Here is a 15115-nt window from a genome sequence, read left to right as displayed (position 1 = left end):
GGCGCCGCGGGGCGGGCCCGGGAGACGGACCCCCGGGCGGGTCCCCGGGGTCAGTCGTCGTAGGCGGGGGCCTCGGGCGCCGGGGCGTCGCCCCAGGGCGCGATGGCGACGGCGGAGATGGCGTTCTTGGGCGAGCCGTCGATCATCTTGTCCGAATAGGTCAGGTAGACCAGCGTCGAGCGCTTCGGGTCCCAGAAGCGCACCACCTGCATGGTCTTGAAGACGATCGAGGTGCGCTGGCGGAACACCTCCTCGCCGGCCTCGAGCTTGTCGAGGAAGCGGATCGGGCCGGTCTGGCGGCAGGCGATCGAGGCGTCGGACGTGTCCTCGGCCAGCCCCAGGCTGCCCGAGATGCCGCCGGTCTTGGCCCGGCTGAGGAAGCAGGCCACGCCCTCCACCTTCGGGTCGTCGAAGGCCTCGACCACGATCTTGTGGTTGGCGCCGATCAGCTTGAAGGCGGTGTCGACCTCGCCGATCTCCTCCGCCGCGACGGGGCCGGCGAGGAGCAGCGGCGCCGCGAGGCAGGCGAGCGCCGCGCCGAGGGCGGAACGGGTGGGGGTCATGGTCTCTCCCGGTGGGGCGTGAAATCTCAGGCCCTTCCAGATCGTGCCCGCGCGCGCAGGATCAAGGGCGCCGGCGTCCGCTCTCGCGGCGCCGCGGCGGGATCACACCGGAGCGGCGACGGCGCGCAGGCCCATCTCGGACAGGACGGCGGCGTAGAAGACGAAGGTCGCGACCAGCACGAACCCGTGCCAGATGGCGTTGTGAAACCTCAGCTTCTCGGCCAGCAGGAAGGGCACGCCGAGGGTGTAGAGCACGCCCCCCACGATCACCAGGACCACGGTCGCGAGCGCCAGCGCCTCCTCCCCCGCGCCGGGCCAGAACAGGGCCATGCCCGCCCAGCCCAGCGCCAGGTAGAAGGGCACGGCGAGCCGGCGGAACCCCCGCGGCCAGAAGATGCGCAGCGCGGCGCCCCCCAGCGCCGCGACCCAGACCGAGCCCAGCAGCCAGGCCGCCCCCGCCCCCCCGATCAGCACCGCGAAGGGCGTCTGGGTGGCGGCGATCTTGAGGTAGATCGCGGCATGGTCGAAACGGCGCAGAGCCTCCCGCCAGGCGGGCTTCACCGCGGGCAGCAGGTGATAGGCGGCCGAACAGCCCAGCATCAGCAGCAGGCAGGCGGCGTAGACCGAGACGCCCGCGATCACCGGCCCGGTGCCGTCGAGCAGCGCGGCCAGCACGATCGCCACCGGCACGGCCATCAGCGCCAGCGCCACGCCCAGGCAGTGGACGGCGGCGTCGGCCAGCTTCTCGGCGCGCGTGTAGACGGGCGCGGCCGTCGCGGCGGCCGCGGTCGGGACCCCATCGGTCCCCGCCGCGAGCGCCGGCGCCTGGGGCGCCGACGGCCCCGACGCTCGATCCGCGTTCGGTCCGTTCATGAGCAGAGGATGGGGTGCGCGACCCCGAATGGCAACGCCGCGATGCCGAGGATGCGAGCGATGCCGTTACGTAATGCCGCGTCCCGGCTCTCGCGCCGCGCGGGCCGCGGACCGGAAAACCGCGGCGCGCCAGGCGCCTGGGCCGGCGCGAGGCGGCCGATCGCGGCCTTGGCGCGCGCCCCGCCGGCGGGCGCCCGCGGCGCGCCCCGGCTCGGCCGCCGGGGACTTCGCGTTGCGCCCCGCCCCCGCGCCGTCCATATGATCGCGGGCAACCGAAACGGGAGACCGCGCGCCGATGGACGATCCGATGACCATCCTGTCGATGTTCGACGCCAGCCAGGTGGTGCTGGTCGTCGTCGTCCTGTTCCTCGCGATCACGCTGATCCTGGGCGTTCGGATCGTGCCGCAGTCCGAGCAGTACGTCGTCACGCGCCTGGGCAAGTATCACCGCACGCTGGCGGCCGGCGTGAACCTGATCGTGCCCTATCTCGACCAGGTCCACTCCAAGGTCTCGATCGCCGACCAGGTCATCACCGACGTGCGCCTCGACGTGGTCAGCCGGGACAACGTGGTGTTCTCGATCGAGCTGCTCTGCGTCTACCGCATCGTGAAGTCCGAATACGCGGTGTTCCGCGTCTCCAACGTCAACGAGCTGGTGATCGGCCTGATCAAGAGCCTCGTGCGCGCCGAGATCGGCAAGGTCGAGCTCGACGCCGTGCAACAGGAGCGCGAGAGCCTCAACATCGAGATCCGCCAGGCGCTGGAGGCCGCGGCCGACGACTACGGCATCAACATCTCCCGCGCCGAGATCACCGACGTGGAGCTGAAGCCCGAGACCCAGCGCGCCATGGCCGAGGTGCTGGAGGCCGAGCGGATGCGCCGCGCCGCGATCCTGCGCGCCGAGGGCGAGAAGCGCGCGGTGGAGCTCGCCGCCGACGCCGCCCTCTACAAGCAGCAGAAGGAGGCCGAGGCGCTGATGGTCACCGCCAACGCCACCGCCGAGTCGAACCGCCTGATCCGCGACGGCATGACCGAGGGCGGCGAGGCCGCAGCCCGCTTCCAGATCGCCGAGCGCCAGATCGAGGCGTTCCAGCGGCTGGCGGCCTCCTCGAACTCGAAGATCATCGTGCTGCCGGGCGACGCCACCGACGGCTTCACCCGCGCGGCCACGATCCTGGCGAAGGACTGAGGCGATGCTGGCGAGCTGGCTGGTCGACCCCTGGATCTGGCTGGGCCTGGCGCTGGCGCTGCTGCTGGCGGAGCTGGTGGTGTCGGGCTACGTGCTGCTCAGCTTCTCGGTCGGGGCGGCGATCATGACGCTGGGCCTGGGCGCGTGGCGCCTGCTGGCCGCTCCGGATGCGGGCGCGCCGATGGGCACGCTGGGCCTGCTGATCGCCTGGATGGTCGCCTCGGCCGTCGCGCTGGCGCTGATCTGGCGCTTCTGGCGCGGCCGTTCCCACGGGGCGGGTCCGGACGAGGACGTGAACGAGTTCAAGAACCGGCTCTAGCCCGCGCCGGTCGCGCAGGCCGCCCTGCGGGCGGGATCGCGCCTGCGGCGCGCCGTCAGGCGATCGCCGCGCAGGCGCCGCTGCGCGGCGCTTCGGGCGCCTCGGCGAGGCGCCCGTGGGCCGGCGGATCGGCCGGGCTCAGGCGGCCTTGGCGTCCCCGTCCAGCCCCTCGACCTCCTGCCCCACGGCGGCTGCGGCCTCGCGCTTGAGGTCCTCGGCGCCTTCGCGGGCCTGGTCGACGGTCTCGGAGGCGACCACCTCGGCCTCCTCGGCGTACTGGCGCGCCGCCCGCTCCCAGAACTTCAGGGTCACGATCCACATGTCCGGCAGGCTGCGGCAGGCGGTCAGCTCGCGCGCGGTGGCGAGGTCGTCCTCCAGCCGGCCGGCGACGAAGCCAAGCCACTGCTGCTGCATCCGCCGGATGCCGTCGAGGGCGTGGGCGTTGGCCTCGGCCGCGGCCGAGACGAAGCGCTGGCTCGCCTGGACCGCCTGGGCGGGATCGAGCGCGGCGAAGGGCATCGCCGAGAGGTCCGGCATCGGGAACGGGGCGGTCGGGGACGCGGGGCGCGGGGCGTTGCGTGCGGTCATGAGAGGATCCTCCTCGTCGGGCCGCGCGAGGGGTGCGCGGACGTTGCGGAACATCCTCCCCATCCCGCGCGATGCGTCCTTGACCCGGATCAACTCCCGCGGGCGCGGAGCTCTAGCGCTCCGCCGCCACCGTCGCGCGGAACCGCGCGAGGCTGAGGCCCAGAAGCACCAGTCCCATAAGGCCCAGCGCCAGGAACTGCGGCCAGACCACGTCGAAGCCCGCCCCCTTGAAGATCACCGCCTGCGCCATCGAGACGAAATGACGCGAGGGCAGCAGCAGCGTGAACGGCTGCAGCCAGTCCGGCTGGCCCTCGATCGGGGTCTCGGCGCCCGAGAGAAGCTGCATCGGCAGGATCACCAGGAAGAACAGCAGCGCGAACTGCGCCATCGAGCGCGCGGCGGTGGCGAGGAACATGCCCAGCGCCGTGGTCGAGAACAGGTAGACCACGCAGCCCGCGAGGAAGAGGAGACGGGAGCCCGCGACCTCGACCCCCAGCGCCCCCTCCACCAGCAGCAGCATCGAGAGGGTGGCGGCGGCCAGCACCACCGCGGCGTTCGCCCAGATCTTCGCGGCCGCGATCTCGAAGGGCGAGAGGGGCATGGCCAGCAGATGCTCCAGCGTGCCGTGCTCGCGCTCCCGGATCAGGGCGGCGCCGGCGAGGATCACCGACAGGATGGTGATGTGGCCGATCAGGCTGGTGACCCCCTGGAACTGCACCGGGTCGCGGTTGGGATTGAACGCCGAGCGGGTGACGAGCCGTATCTCCGGCGCCGCCTCGACCTGGCGGCCGGCGGCGAAGCGGCCGATCTCGTCGCCCAGGATCTGCGCGATGTAGCCCGCGCCCAGCCCCGCCTGCTCCATGGCCGTCGCGTCGACCAGCACCTGGATCTCGGGGCCGCGCCCGGTCGAGAGGGCGGAGAGCAGGTCCGCCTCGAACCGCGGCGGGATCGAGATGACGAAGAGGTAGTCGCCCGCGTCCATCGCCGCGTCCGCCTGGACGGCGGGGATCTCGACCGGGGGCTGGAACTCCGGCGGGCGCAGCCCCGCGACCAGCGCGCGGGAGAGGGCGGAGCGGTCCTCGTCCACCACCGCGACCGAGACGTTGTTGACCGAGCCGGTCTTGCCGGTGGCGTCGACGTAGACCGCGGCCGAGAAGGCCCAGACCAGCAGCAGCGACATGGCGATGTCGCGGCGCAGGCTCAGGATCTCCTTCAGCCCCAGCCAGAAGATGCGCCTCGCCCGGCCCATCATCGCTCCTGCCCCTTCAGGAGCAGCGCCGCGAGGCCCAGCAGCGCCGGCCCGAACAGCGCCAGCGCCAGCACGTCGGGCCAGAGCCCCGCCCATCCCAATCCCTTGGCGAAGGCGCCGACGTTGAGATGCAGGAACCACCCCGCCGGCCACAGCGTGCCGATGGCCCGCGCCCCCCCGTCGAGCGTCGAGACCGGCTGCAGCAGACCCGAGAACTGCAGGGTCGGGATCAGCGAGCTGAGCGCGGTCGCGAAGACCGCCGCCACCTGGTTCGAGACCAGCGTCGCCATCACCAGCCCGTAGGAGGTGGTGGCCCACACATACAGCAGCGCCCCCACCGCCAGCGGAAGCGCGCCCCCCTTCAGCGGCACGCCGAAGACGCCCGCGATCATCACCGACAGCAGCAGGAAGTTCACGAAGGCGACCCCCACGTAGGGCGCCTGCTTGCCCAGCAGAAACTCCAGCCGGGTCGCGGGGGTGGCGTGGAAGTTGGCGATGGTGCCCAGCTCTCGCTCCCGCGTGACCGAGACGGCGGTCAGAATCGCCGGCAACAGGATCAGCAGCAGCGCGGGCATGGCGGGGGCCATGGCCGCCAGGCTCTCGAACCCGGGGTTGTAGCGGAAGCGCGTCTCGATCGTGGCGGGGGCGGCCGCGCGCTCCCCCGCCGCGCGGGCGAGCTCCGCGAGGTGGGCCGCGTGGATGCCGGCCACGTAGCTCTCCACCGTCTCGCCCTTGTAGGGCACCGCGCCGTCGACCACCGCCAGCACCTCGGGCGCGTCGCCGCGTTCCAGCGCGCGGCCGAAGCCGGGCGGGATCTCCAGCATCAGCGAGGCGCGCCCCTCCACCAGCGCCCGCCTCGCCTCTGCCGGCGTCTCCACCGGCGGGCCTTCGGCGAAATAGCGCGAGCCCTCGAAGGCCGCGACATAGGCGCGGCTCTGGGGCGTGCGGTCCTGGTCGAGGGCCACGAAGCGCAGGTCCTCGACGTCGAGCGTGATGCCGAAGCAGAACACCGTCAGCAGGATCGCCGAGCCCAGGAAGGCGAAGGCGAGGCGGATCGGATCCCGCGTCAGCTCCAGCGTCTCGCGCGCCGCGAAGGCGGCGAAGCGGGTGGGCGAGAACCAGCCCGAGGGCGGGGGCGCGACGTCCTCGCGCGCGGGCGGCGGCGGCGCCTCGGGCTGGGGGCCCAGCGCGGCGCGCAGATGGGCGACGAAGGCCTCCTCGAAGCTCTCGGCCCCCGCGGCGGCCACGATGGCGGCGGGCGCGTCGCAGGCCAGCACCCGGCCGGCATGCATCAGGGCCACGCGGTCGCACAGCTCCGCCTCGGCCATGAAGTGGGTCGAGACGAAGATGGTCACCCCCTTCTCGCGCGCCATCTCCGCCAGTAGCCGCCAGAAGTCGTCGCGCGCATCCGGGTCCACGCCCGAGGTCGGCTCGTCCAGGATCAGGAGGGGCGGCTCGTGGATCACGGCGACGGCCAGCGACAGGCGCTGGCGCACCCCCAGCGGCAGGGCGTCGGCGCGCTGGTCGAGATGGGCTGAGAGGCCGAAGCGCTCCACCAGCTCGGCGATGCGGGCGCGGCGGGTCTTCGCGGGCAGCTCGAACAGGCGGGCGTGCAGGTCGAGGTTCCGCCGCGCGGTCAGCTCGCCGTAGAGGGAGAAGGCCTGGCTCATGTAGCCCAGGCGCCGGCGCGCCTCGCGCCCGCCGCGACCGTCGACGGGGCGGCCGAAGACGCGGGCCTCGCCCTCGGTCGGGGGCAGCAGGCCGCAGAGCATCTTCATGGTGGTGGACTTGCCGCAGCCGTTGGAGCCCAGGAAGCCGAAGATCTCGCCGCGGCGGATCTCGAAATCCACGCCGTCGACGGCGGCGAAGTCGCCGAAGCGGCGGGTCAGGCCGCGGGCCTCGATCACCAGGTCGCCGTCGCCGTCCTGGCGCGGGGGGATGGCCAGGGCGGCCTCCCTCGGGCCGGGGCGCAGGGCGCGGAAGGCGGCCTCGAGGTCCTCGGCGCCCGCGCGCGCCACCAGTTCGGCGGGCGTGCCCGTGGCGATGACGCGGCCCGCGTCCATTGCCGCCAGCCAGTCGAAGCGCGCGGCCTCGTCCATGTAGGCGGTCGACACGATCACCGACATGCCCGGCCGCCGGGCGCGGATCTCGCCCACCAGGTCCCAGAACTGGCCGCGGGCCAGCGGGTCCACCCCCGTCGTCGGCTCGTCCAGGATCAGCAGGTCGGGGTCGTGGATCAGCGCGCAGCACAGGCCCAGCTTCTGCTTCATGCCGCCCGAGAGCTTTCCGACGGGCCGGTCCGGAAAGGGCGCGAGGCCGGTCGCGGCGAGCAGGCTCGCGATGCGCCGGTCCCGCTCGGCCCGGCCCTGCCCGAAGAGGCGGCCGAAGAACTCCAGGTTCTCCCGCACCGAGAGCTCGGAATAGAGGTTCCGCCCCAGCCCCTGGGGCATGTAGGCGATGCGCGAGGCGACCCGCCGGCGATGCGCGCCCGAGCCCATCTCGCCCCCCAGCGCCTCGATCCGCCCGGCCTGCAGCTTGCGGGCGCCGGCGACCAGGCCCAGCAGGGTCGACTTGCCCACCCCGTCGGGGCCGATCACCCCCGCCAGCACGCCCGCGGGGATCTCGAGGTCGAGCCCCGCCAGCGCCTCGACCTTGCCGTAGCGGTGGCGCACGCCCTCGATGCGCATCGGGGGCGGGACAGGAGACGAGGTCGGGCTCACTCGGCGGGCTCCGCGACCGGATCGGCCAGCGCCTCGGGCCACTCGGCGTCGGGGTCGATCTTCACCCAGGCGACGCCGCGCATGCCGGTCTTCACCCGGTCGAAATAGGCCGCCACCAGCGTCGGCGGCACGCGCACGCGCACCCGGAACACCAGCTTCTCCCGCTCGTCGCGGGTCTCCACCTGCTTGGGGGTGAACTGCGCCTCGGGGGCGACGAAGCTGACGGCGGCGGGGATCGCGGCCTCGGGGAAGGCGTCGAGGACGATGCGCGCCTCGGCCCCGATGGCGGTCCGCGCGGCCTCCCGGGCGGAGAGGAAGATCTCCATGTAGACGTCGCCCAGGTCCAGCAGCACCAGCACCGGCTGGCCGGCGCCGACCACCTCGCCCGGCTCGACCAGGCGGTAGAGCACGCGGCCGTCGGCCGGGGCGACGAGGGTGGAATCCCCGATCAGCGAGACGATGCGGCGCACCTCCGCCTCGGCCGCGGCGATGGCTCGCCAGGCGGTGGCGACCTGGGCGCGGGCCGCCCGCTCCGCCGCCTGGGCCACGTCGCGGGCGGAGCGGCGGGCGTCGAGCGTCGCCTGCGAGGCGTGCCCCTTCTCGACCAGCGAGGCGGCGCGCTCGTATTCGTGCAGCGCGAGGTGCGTCTCGCTCTCGCGCAGCGCCACCTGCGCCTCGGCCTGGGCGAGGCTTTCGCGCGACAGCGCCGCCTCCGCCTCCGCCCGGTCCAGCGAGGCCTCCAGCTCGGCGGTATCGAGCCGGGCGAGCTTGTCGCCCGCCGCCACCCGGTCGCCCTCGCGCGCGTCGACCTCGACCACGCGGCCAGCGCGGGGCGGGGCGATGTCGACCTGCACCGCCTCCAGCCGGCCGGGGCCCTGGGCGAGCCCCTCGGGCAGGCCGTCGCCGGTCTGGAACCAGGCCAGCGCGGCGTAGCCCGCGGCCAGGAGCGCGGCGGCGATCAGCAGAAGGCGCCCGATGCGCAGGGTCATGTCGGCGGTCTCCGATTCTCCTCCGGCCCGGGGCCGGCCCGTGGTTTCGCCCTGAAATAGCCGTCGCCGCCCGGGGTCGCATTGCGGTGCATCAAGGCGCGACCCCATCTGGAGGGGCAGATTGCCCGACGTGCCGGTCCGGCACGCCGCCCCCGGCTCGGAGATCCGAGATGACGTCCCCGTCCAAGTCCCCCGCCCCGCTATCCCTGGTCGAACCCGCCGCTCCCGGCCGCCGCCCCCGCCGCCGCCCGCCCGCGCCCCCGGCGCCGGAGGTGGCGCCCGAGGACGTCTCCCACGCCGCGGAGGCGCTGGGGGAGGTCTTCGACCGCTCGCTTCACGCGTTGATGGCGCGGGCCACGATGGGCCTGTCGCCCGCCGCGCTGCTGGCGATCTGGTCGGACTGGGCGGTGCACCTCGCAGCCTCGCCCGGCAAGCGGATGCTCCTGGCCGAGAAGGCGATGCGCAAGACCCTGCGCCTGCAGCGTTACCTCGCGACCTGCGCGATGTCGGGCGGCCGCTCCGAGCCCTGCATCGAGCCGCTGGAGCATGACCGCCGCTTCGCCGCGCCCGGCTGGCACAAGCCGCCCTACAACCTGATGCACCAGGCCTTCCTGCTGACCCAGCAGTGGTGGTGGAACGCCACCACCGGCGTGCGCGGCGTGACGCCCGGCCACGAGGCCGCGATCAGCTTCGCCGCGCGCCAGATGCTGGACGTGGTCTCGCCCGCCAACTTCTTCTGGACCAATCCCGAGGTGCTGGAGAAGACGCGCGAGACGGGGGGGCGCAACCTCCTGCAGGGCGCGCGCAACTGGCAGGAGGATTTCGAGCGGGTGATCTCCGGCCGCCCCGCGCCGCGCGATCCGGCCTACACGCCGGGCGAGCAGGTCGCGGTCACGCCGGGCAAGGTGGTGCTGCGCACCCGGCTGATGGAGCTGATCCAGTATTCGCCGACCACCGGGACGGTGCACCCCGAGCCGGTGCTGATCGTCCCGGCCTGGATCATGAAATACTACATCCTCGACCTGCGGCCCGAGAACTCGCTGATCCGCCACCTGGTCGCGCGGGGGCACACGGTCTTCGCGATCTCCTGGCTGAACCCGACCTCGAAGGATCGCGACCTCGGCATGGACGACTACCGCGAGGACGGCTTCCTCGCGGCGCTGGAGGCGGCGCTGGAGATCACCGGCGCCAGGCAGGCCCATGCCGCGGGCTACTGCCTGGGGGGCACGCTGCTGACCATCGCCGCGGCCGCGATGGCGCGGGACGGGGACGAGCGGCTCGCCTCGATGACCCTGCTGGCGGCGCAGGCGGATTTCTCGGAAGCGGGCGAGCTGATGCTGTTCATCAACGACAGCCAGATCGCCTTCCTCGAGGACATGATGTGGGAGCAGGGGGTGCTCGAGAGCGCGCAGATGGCCGGCGCCTTCCAGATCCTGCGCTCGAACGACCTGGTGTGGTCGCGGATCACGCGCGAGTACCTGATGGGGGAGCGGGCGCCGTCGTCGGACCTGATGGCCTGGAACGCGGACGCCACCCGGATGCCCTACCGGATGCATTCCGAGTACCTGCGCCGCCTGTTCCTGGAGAACAGCCTCTCGGCCGGGCGCTACGAGGTGGACGGGGCGGCGGTGGCGCTGTCGGACATCCGCGTGCCGGTCTTCGCGGTGGGGACCGAGACGGACCACGTCGCGCCCTGGCGCTCGGTCTACAAGGCGCATCTGCTGTTCGACGCGGACGTGACCTTCGCGCTCACCTCGGGCGGGCACAACGCGGGCATCGTCTCCGAGCCCGGGCATCCGCACCGCCGCTTCCGGCTGCTGTCGACGGCGGCGCACGATCCCTGGCGCACCCCGGACCAGTGGCTGGAGGCGGCGGAGATGCAGGAGGGCTCGTGGTGGCCCGCCTGGTTCGACTGGCTCGCCGAGCGCTCCGCCCCCCGCGTCGCGCCCCCGCCGATGGGCCGCCCCGAGGCCGACCTGCCGCCGCTGTGCGACGCGCCGGGGACCTACGTGCTGCAGACGTGAGGGAGACCGGGGTCCAGAGAGCAGGCCGCAGAGACTGAAGGCCCGGACGACGGGCCTCTCGGAACGGGCGAACAGCCAAGCGACGCGAGGACGTGGAACCCGGCCCCCCTTGGACCACGAGGGTCGGCGCGGGCGTAGCCATGCGCGCGGTGCGAGGCGCAGACGCAGCGCCGCGCGCGGAACGCCGCCGAAAGCGACTGACGCGCGGACCGACGCTGGAGATCGGGGTGCGCGCGAGGCCCCGGGGCGAGCCCGAGGCGCCGGCGGCGTCGCTCCCTCCCGCGAGCGAGGGAGCGCGCTCGGACAGGGCGCGGGGCTCAGCCAGGGCGCGGCGCTCAGGTGGGCCGCCGGGCTCGGGCGGACCGCCGGGCTCAGGCCGGACGCCGGGCTCAGGCGGCGCGGCGGGATCCGCCGCCGCCCTGGGCGAGGCGGAAGCGGCCGGTGAGTTCGTCGACCTCCTCCATCAGCCCGTCCAGGGCCGAGGCCGCGGCGGCGGTGCGTTCGGCGGCGGCGGCGTTGCGCTGGGTGTCGTCGTCGAGCGCGCGCAGCACCGCCGTCGTCTCGGCCACGGCGGCGGAGAGCTGGCGGTTCTCGTCGCTGATCTCGCCGATGGCGCCGCTGAGGCGGGTGATCACCTCGAGGATGCCGTTCAGCGCCCCGTCGACATGCTCGCTCAGGGTCACGCCCTGCTCGACCTTGGCGCCGGCGTCCTCGATCAGGCGGCCGATGTCGCGGGCGGCCTCGGCGCTGCGCTGGGCGAGCGTGCGGACCTCGGCCGCGACCACGGCGAAGCCCTTGCCGGCCTCGCCCGCGCGGGCGGCCTCGACGGCGGCGTTCAGGGCCAGCAGGTTGGTCTGGAAGGCGATCGAGTCGATCACCCCCACGATCTCGGCCATGCGCGCCGAGCTGTCGCGGATCGCCCAGATCGCCTCGGTCGAGCGGACCACGACGCCGCGGCCTTCCTCGGCCCGGGTCTCCGCGAGGCGCGCGTCGTCGGCGGCGGCGCCAGAGCGCTGGGCGGTCGACTTCACCCGGGCCGACATCTCCTCGGCGGCGGCGGAGGTCTGCTCCAGCGCCGCGGCCTGGGATTCGGCGCGCGAGGCGAGCTCGCGGCTGTCCTGGGCGAGGGTGCGCGTCTCGGCGCCCGCGCGCCCGGCGCGGGCGCGCACCTCGCCCAGCATCTCCGACAGGTTCACGCCCGCCCGCTCGGCGTCGCGCGAGAGCGCCGCGAAGGCGCCGTCGAAGCGGCCCGGCATGCCCGTCGAGAGGTCCCCCTCGGCGAGCGCCGCCAGCGCGCCGCCGACGGCCGAGACCGCCTCCGACACCGCGCCCATCAGCCGGTCGACGTCGCCTGCCAGCCGGTCGAGCTCCGCCGCCCCGTGGCCGCGGCCGAGACGACGCGAAAGGTCGCCCTGCGCGGCGGCCTCGGCCAGTTCCGACAGGCGCGCGTTGAGCTTCGCCGAGGCCTCCGCCCGCCGGGTCGCCTCCTGCTCGCGCGCCAGGGTCTCGCGCTCCATTCGGGCGCGGTCGGCCTGGGCGCGGCGGAAGGCCTCGAGCCCGTCGCGCAGTTCCCCGACCTCGTCGCCCGCGCGCCAGTCGGGGGCGGCGACGTCGAGCTCGCCGGCGTTCAGCCGGCGGAGCGTCGCGGCGAGGTCGTGCAGGCGTCCGCCGATCACCCGCGACAGCCACCGCCAGGCGACCAGCGCGGCCAGCGCCAGCGCCACGCCCGCCAGCAGCGGCAGCAGGGTCGCGAGCGACTCGTTGGCGCGCAGGTCCGCGAGGCCCGCGTGCATCGAGTCGTGAATCAGCTCCTCCGCCCGGTCGGCGGCGACCATGAAGCGTGCGAAGGCCGCGTCGAAGGCGGCGCGGGTCGCCGCCTCCTCCCGCGCCTGGGCGAGACCGTCGGCGAGCCGCGTCTCGGCCAGGGCCGAGAAGCGGGCGATCGCCTCGGGCAAGGCGGCCAAGGCCGGCGCGGCGGCGGGCGCGACGGCGCGCGCCTCCTCCAGCAGGGCGCGGGCCTGGGCGAAGGCGGCCAGCGCCTCGCCCATGTCCTCGCCCGCGTCGCCGCCCAGCACCTCCTCCACCAGCAGGTGGCCGTGGGCGATCAGGCGACGCGCCTCGCCCAGGCGCCGCTGGGCGCCGCCGGATTCGCCGGCGAGGGGGATGGCGGCCGCGGTCGCCTCCAGCAACTGGTCGTAGAGCCCGTCGAATTCCTCGTCCGCGTCGCTCCCCACGCCGGTGCGCGCGGCGAGCAGCGCGTGGCGCGTGCGACCGGCCGCCAGCAGGCCGTCGATTTCCGTGGCCACCTCGGTCGCGGCGGCGCGCATGGCGGGCGACTCGGAGGGCAGGAAGTCCCCTTCCCCGTTGCTCCCCCCCTCCAGCAGGGCGCGGGCGTAGAAGCGGGCGGTCTCCATCCCCTCGAGGAAGGCGTCGAACGCGGCGTCGCCGGCGCCGGCGGCGACCTCCTCCATCCGGATGCGGGCGAGGGCGCCTTCGAGCTTGATCTCCATCGCCGCGTCGCCCTGGGGGGCCAGCCCCTCGCCCACGTGCAGCCCGCTTTCGGCGGCCATGCGCCCCGCCAGCGAGGTCGCGGCCAGGAACGCGGCCGAGACCGCGAACAGCCCGGCGAAGGCCAGCAGGATCTTCCGGCCCGCAGGCAGGTTCTGGAGGGACATGGCGCGCTCCGCTCGATCGTCAGGATCGCGGAGGCCTACCGCCCAGAGGTTTCGCGAGGATTAACCCTGCCCGGACGCGGCACGCGCCGACGCCGGCCGCGGGGCGGCCCCGTCCGTCGTCCTCGATGTCGTCGGGAGGGGAGTGATGGTGGGCGCGGCTGGGATTGAACCAGCGACCCCTACGATGTCAACGTAGTGCTCTCCCACTGAGCTACGCGCCCATCACGAGGCGGGTGATTATCCGTCGGCGGAGGGGGTGTCAACGCCTCCGGCGCGGGAAAATCGGGGCGGAGGGCGACGCCCTTGCGGAAGCTCGCCCGCCGGGCCCTCCGGCCTCAGAAGGCCTTGAAGGTCAGGGTGGTGTAGGTCCGCTCGATCCCGTCGATGTCGTGCAGGTTCTGGTTCACGAAATGGCCCACGTCGACGTCGTCCTCGACGTAGAACTTCGCCAGCAGGTCGTATTCGCCGGAGGTGGAGTAGACCTCGGAGGCGAGCTCGCGGCGGGCCAGCGCGTCGGCCACGTCGTAGGCGCGGCCCAGCTTGGTCTTGAGCTGCACGAAGAAGCACTGCATCGGGGGTCCTCCGGGGTCTGCGCGGTCGGGAACGGGGATCGCTCGCCCCCGGTCTACCAGTCCGCGAGCGTCTCCGTCAGGGGGCTTTCGGGCTCGCTCAGCGGGGCGACCACGTCGAAGTGATGCTTGCCGGGCTCGACCACCAGGCGGGTCTCGGCGAGCCCGCCCCAGGCCACCGCGATCAGCAGCGACTGGCGGATGAACTCCGGCCGCTCGTCCGCGCCCACCCAGACGGCGAGGCGCGCGCCGGGGGCGGGGTTGTGCAGCGCCGCGCTCTCGGCCGCGGCCTCGGCCACGTCGAGGTTCAGCTCGGCGTTCATGGCGGTGAAGCGCAGCGGCCGCAGGTCGTGCAGGCCCGAGATCGAGACGGTGCGCACCAGCCGCGAGGCGGCCTCCGGCCCCAGCGGCGAGCCGGCGCAGGTCATCCGCGTCACCAGGTGGCCGCCGGCGGAGTGGCCCGCCAGCGCGATCGGCCCGCGCACGAGGCGCGCGGCCTCCTCGACGGCGCGGGCGATCTGCGAGGTGATGGAGGAGATCCGCGCCCGCGGCGCCAGCGAGTAGGAGGGCATCGCCACCGCCCAGCCCCGCGCCACGGCGCCGGCGGCCAGGTGGGACCAGGTCTCGCGCCCGAAGCGCAGCCAGTAGCCGCCGTGCACGAAGACCACGAGGCCCCTGGGCTCGCCCTCGGGCAGGAACAGGTCCAGCCGCTCGCGCGCCGAGTCGTTCAGTCCGCCGCGATAGGGAAGGTCGAGCTTCGCCCGCGCGCCCATGGCGTCGCGAAAGGCGGCGGCGTCCACGGGCCAGCGCTCGACGAACGCCTGGGCGTTCGGGATGTGGCCCGAATTGTCGTAGGCGTCCGTCCAGTCCGAGAGGCTGGGACGATCCAGCGGCCTCTCGGGCGGAGGAAGGGTGGGCCTGAAGCCCATCATGGCTCAGACCCTCCCGACGGCGATCAGATCGCGCTCTCGATCCACTGCTTCAGCGCCGACTTCGGCGCCGCGCCGACCTTCGACGAGGCGACGGCGCCGCCCTTGAAGACCAGCAGCGTGGGGATGCCGCGCACGCCGTAGCGCGAGGCGGCGTTGGGGTTCTCGTCGACGTTCAGCTTGACGATCTTCACCTTGCCGTCGAGCTCGCCGGCGAGCTCCTCCAGCGAGGGGCCGATCTGCTTGCACGGGCCGCACCATTCGGCCCAGAAGTCGACGACGACCGGCGTGTCGGACGCGATCACGTCGGCCTCGAAGGTGGCGTCGGTCACGGGGGAGGTGCCCATGGTCGCTCTCCTGATTTCGGCGGCGGCCGGGGTCCGGCGCCGGGAAGGCAGAAGCTATGCAGCCCCCCCGCCGGGGTCAAG

Annotated in this window: 13 protein-coding genes and 1 tRNA gene; 3 read left to right on the top strand and 11 right to left on the bottom strand. The window is 73.9% G+C overall.

What is annotated here, in order from left to right:
• Window positions 1-50: 50 nt before the first annotated feature.
• Window positions 51-563 carry a CreA family protein gene (locus P2H44_RS08100; RefSeq protein WP_275762986.1) on the bottom strand — a complete coding sequence of 171 codons (513 nt, stop codon included), beginning with the start codon at window positions 561-563 and terminating at the stop codon, window positions 51-53.
• Window positions 564-665: 102 nt separating this feature from the next.
• Window positions 666-1436 (bottom strand): PAQR family membrane homeostasis protein TrhA, encoded by a 771-nt coding sequence (trhA, locus tag P2H44_RS08095; RefSeq protein WP_275762985.1) that lies wholly within the window; start codon window positions 1434-1436, stop codon window positions 666-668.
• Between the two features lie 295 nt (window positions 1437-1731).
• On the opposite strand from trhA, the gene P2H44_RS08090 reads away from it, so the two are divergent.
• Together P2H44_RS08090 and P2H44_RS08085 are read left to right on the top strand one after the other, a co-directional pair.
• Complete coding sequence (locus P2H44_RS08090) at window positions 1732-2625, top strand: SPFH domain-containing protein (protein ID WP_275762984.1); 894 nt, start codon at window positions 1732-1734, stop codon at window positions 2623-2625.
• Between the two features lie 4 nt (window positions 2626-2629).
• Complete coding sequence (locus tag P2H44_RS08085; protein ID WP_275762983.1) at window positions 2630-2944, top strand: hypothetical protein; 315 nt, start codon at window positions 2630-2632, stop codon at window positions 2942-2944.
• A 138-nt stretch (window positions 2945-3082) separates the two neighbouring features.
• Here P2H44_RS08085 and P2H44_RS08080 read toward each other — a convergent pair whose 3' ends face one another.
• The 4 genes from P2H44_RS08080 to P2H44_RS08065 form a co-directional block, all read right to left on the bottom strand.
• Complete coding sequence (locus tag P2H44_RS08080) at window positions 3083-3532, bottom strand: phasin family protein (RefSeq protein WP_275762982.1); 450 nt, start codon at window positions 3530-3532, stop codon at window positions 3083-3085.
• 112 nt (window positions 3533-3644) lie between these two features.
• A complete protein-coding gene (locus P2H44_RS08075; protein ID WP_275762981.1) occupies window positions 3645-4781 on the bottom strand; it encodes an ABC transporter permease in 1137 nt (378 codons plus the stop codon).
• Complete coding sequence (gene rbbA / locus P2H44_RS08070) at window positions 4781-7468, bottom strand: ribosome-associated ATPase/putative transporter RbbA (RefSeq protein WP_275763663.1); 2688 nt, start codon at window positions 7466-7468, stop codon at window positions 4781-4783. Before rbbA ends, P2H44_RS08075 begins: the two co-directional genes overlap by 1 nt.
• Before the next feature lie 29 nt (window positions 7469-7497).
• A complete protein-coding gene (locus tag P2H44_RS08065; protein ID WP_275762980.1) occupies window positions 7498-8490 on the bottom strand; it encodes an HlyD family secretion protein in 993 nt (330 codons plus the stop codon).
• 170 nt (window positions 8491-8660) lie between these two features.
• On the opposite strand from P2H44_RS08065, the gene P2H44_RS08060 reads away from it, so the two are divergent.
• A complete protein-coding gene (locus tag P2H44_RS08060; protein ID WP_275762979.1) occupies window positions 8661-10514 on the top strand; it encodes a PHA/PHB synthase family protein in 1854 nt (617 codons plus the stop codon).
• 389 nt (window positions 10515-10903) lie between these two features.
• Here P2H44_RS08060 and P2H44_RS08055 read toward each other — a convergent pair whose 3' ends face one another.
• The 5 genes from P2H44_RS08055 to trxA form a co-directional block, all read right to left on the bottom strand.
• On the bottom strand, window positions 10904-13189 hold the full coding sequence (locus P2H44_RS08055; protein ID WP_275762978.1) for a methyl-accepting chemotaxis protein: 2286 nt from the start codon (window positions 13187-13189) through the stop codon (window positions 10904-10906).
• Between the two features lie 146 nt (window positions 13190-13335).
• Window positions 13336-13410 (bottom strand) — tRNA-Val (locus P2H44_RS08050).
• A 114-nt stretch (window positions 13411-13524) separates the two neighbouring features.
• The gene (locus P2H44_RS08045) at window positions 13525-13761 is read right to left on the bottom strand and encodes an Lrp/AsnC ligand binding domain-containing protein (RefSeq protein WP_275762977.1); all 237 of its coding nucleotides are present in this window, start codon (window positions 13759-13761) and stop codon (window positions 13525-13527) included.
• 53 nt (window positions 13762-13814) lie between these two features.
• Window positions 13815-14687 (bottom strand): alpha/beta hydrolase, encoded by an 873-nt coding sequence (locus P2H44_RS08040; protein ID WP_275763662.1) that lies wholly within the window; start codon window positions 14685-14687, stop codon window positions 13815-13817.
• A 26-nt stretch (window positions 14688-14713) separates the two neighbouring features.
• Window positions 14714-15034 carry a thioredoxin gene (gene trxA / locus P2H44_RS08035; RefSeq protein ID WP_275762976.1) on the bottom strand — a complete coding sequence of 107 codons (321 nt, stop codon included), beginning with the start codon at window positions 15032-15034 and terminating at the stop codon, window positions 14714-14716.
• Window positions 15035-15115: the final 81 nt, after the last annotated feature.

This window comes from Albimonas marina, assembly GCF_029223255.1.
In the GTDB taxonomy this organism is placed as follows: domain Bacteria; phylum Pseudomonadota; class Alphaproteobacteria; order Rhodobacterales; family Rhodobacteraceae; genus Albimonas.
The sequence above is the reverse complement of the archived record's forward strand: the minus strand, read 5'-3'. Positions and strand labels throughout refer to the sequence as shown.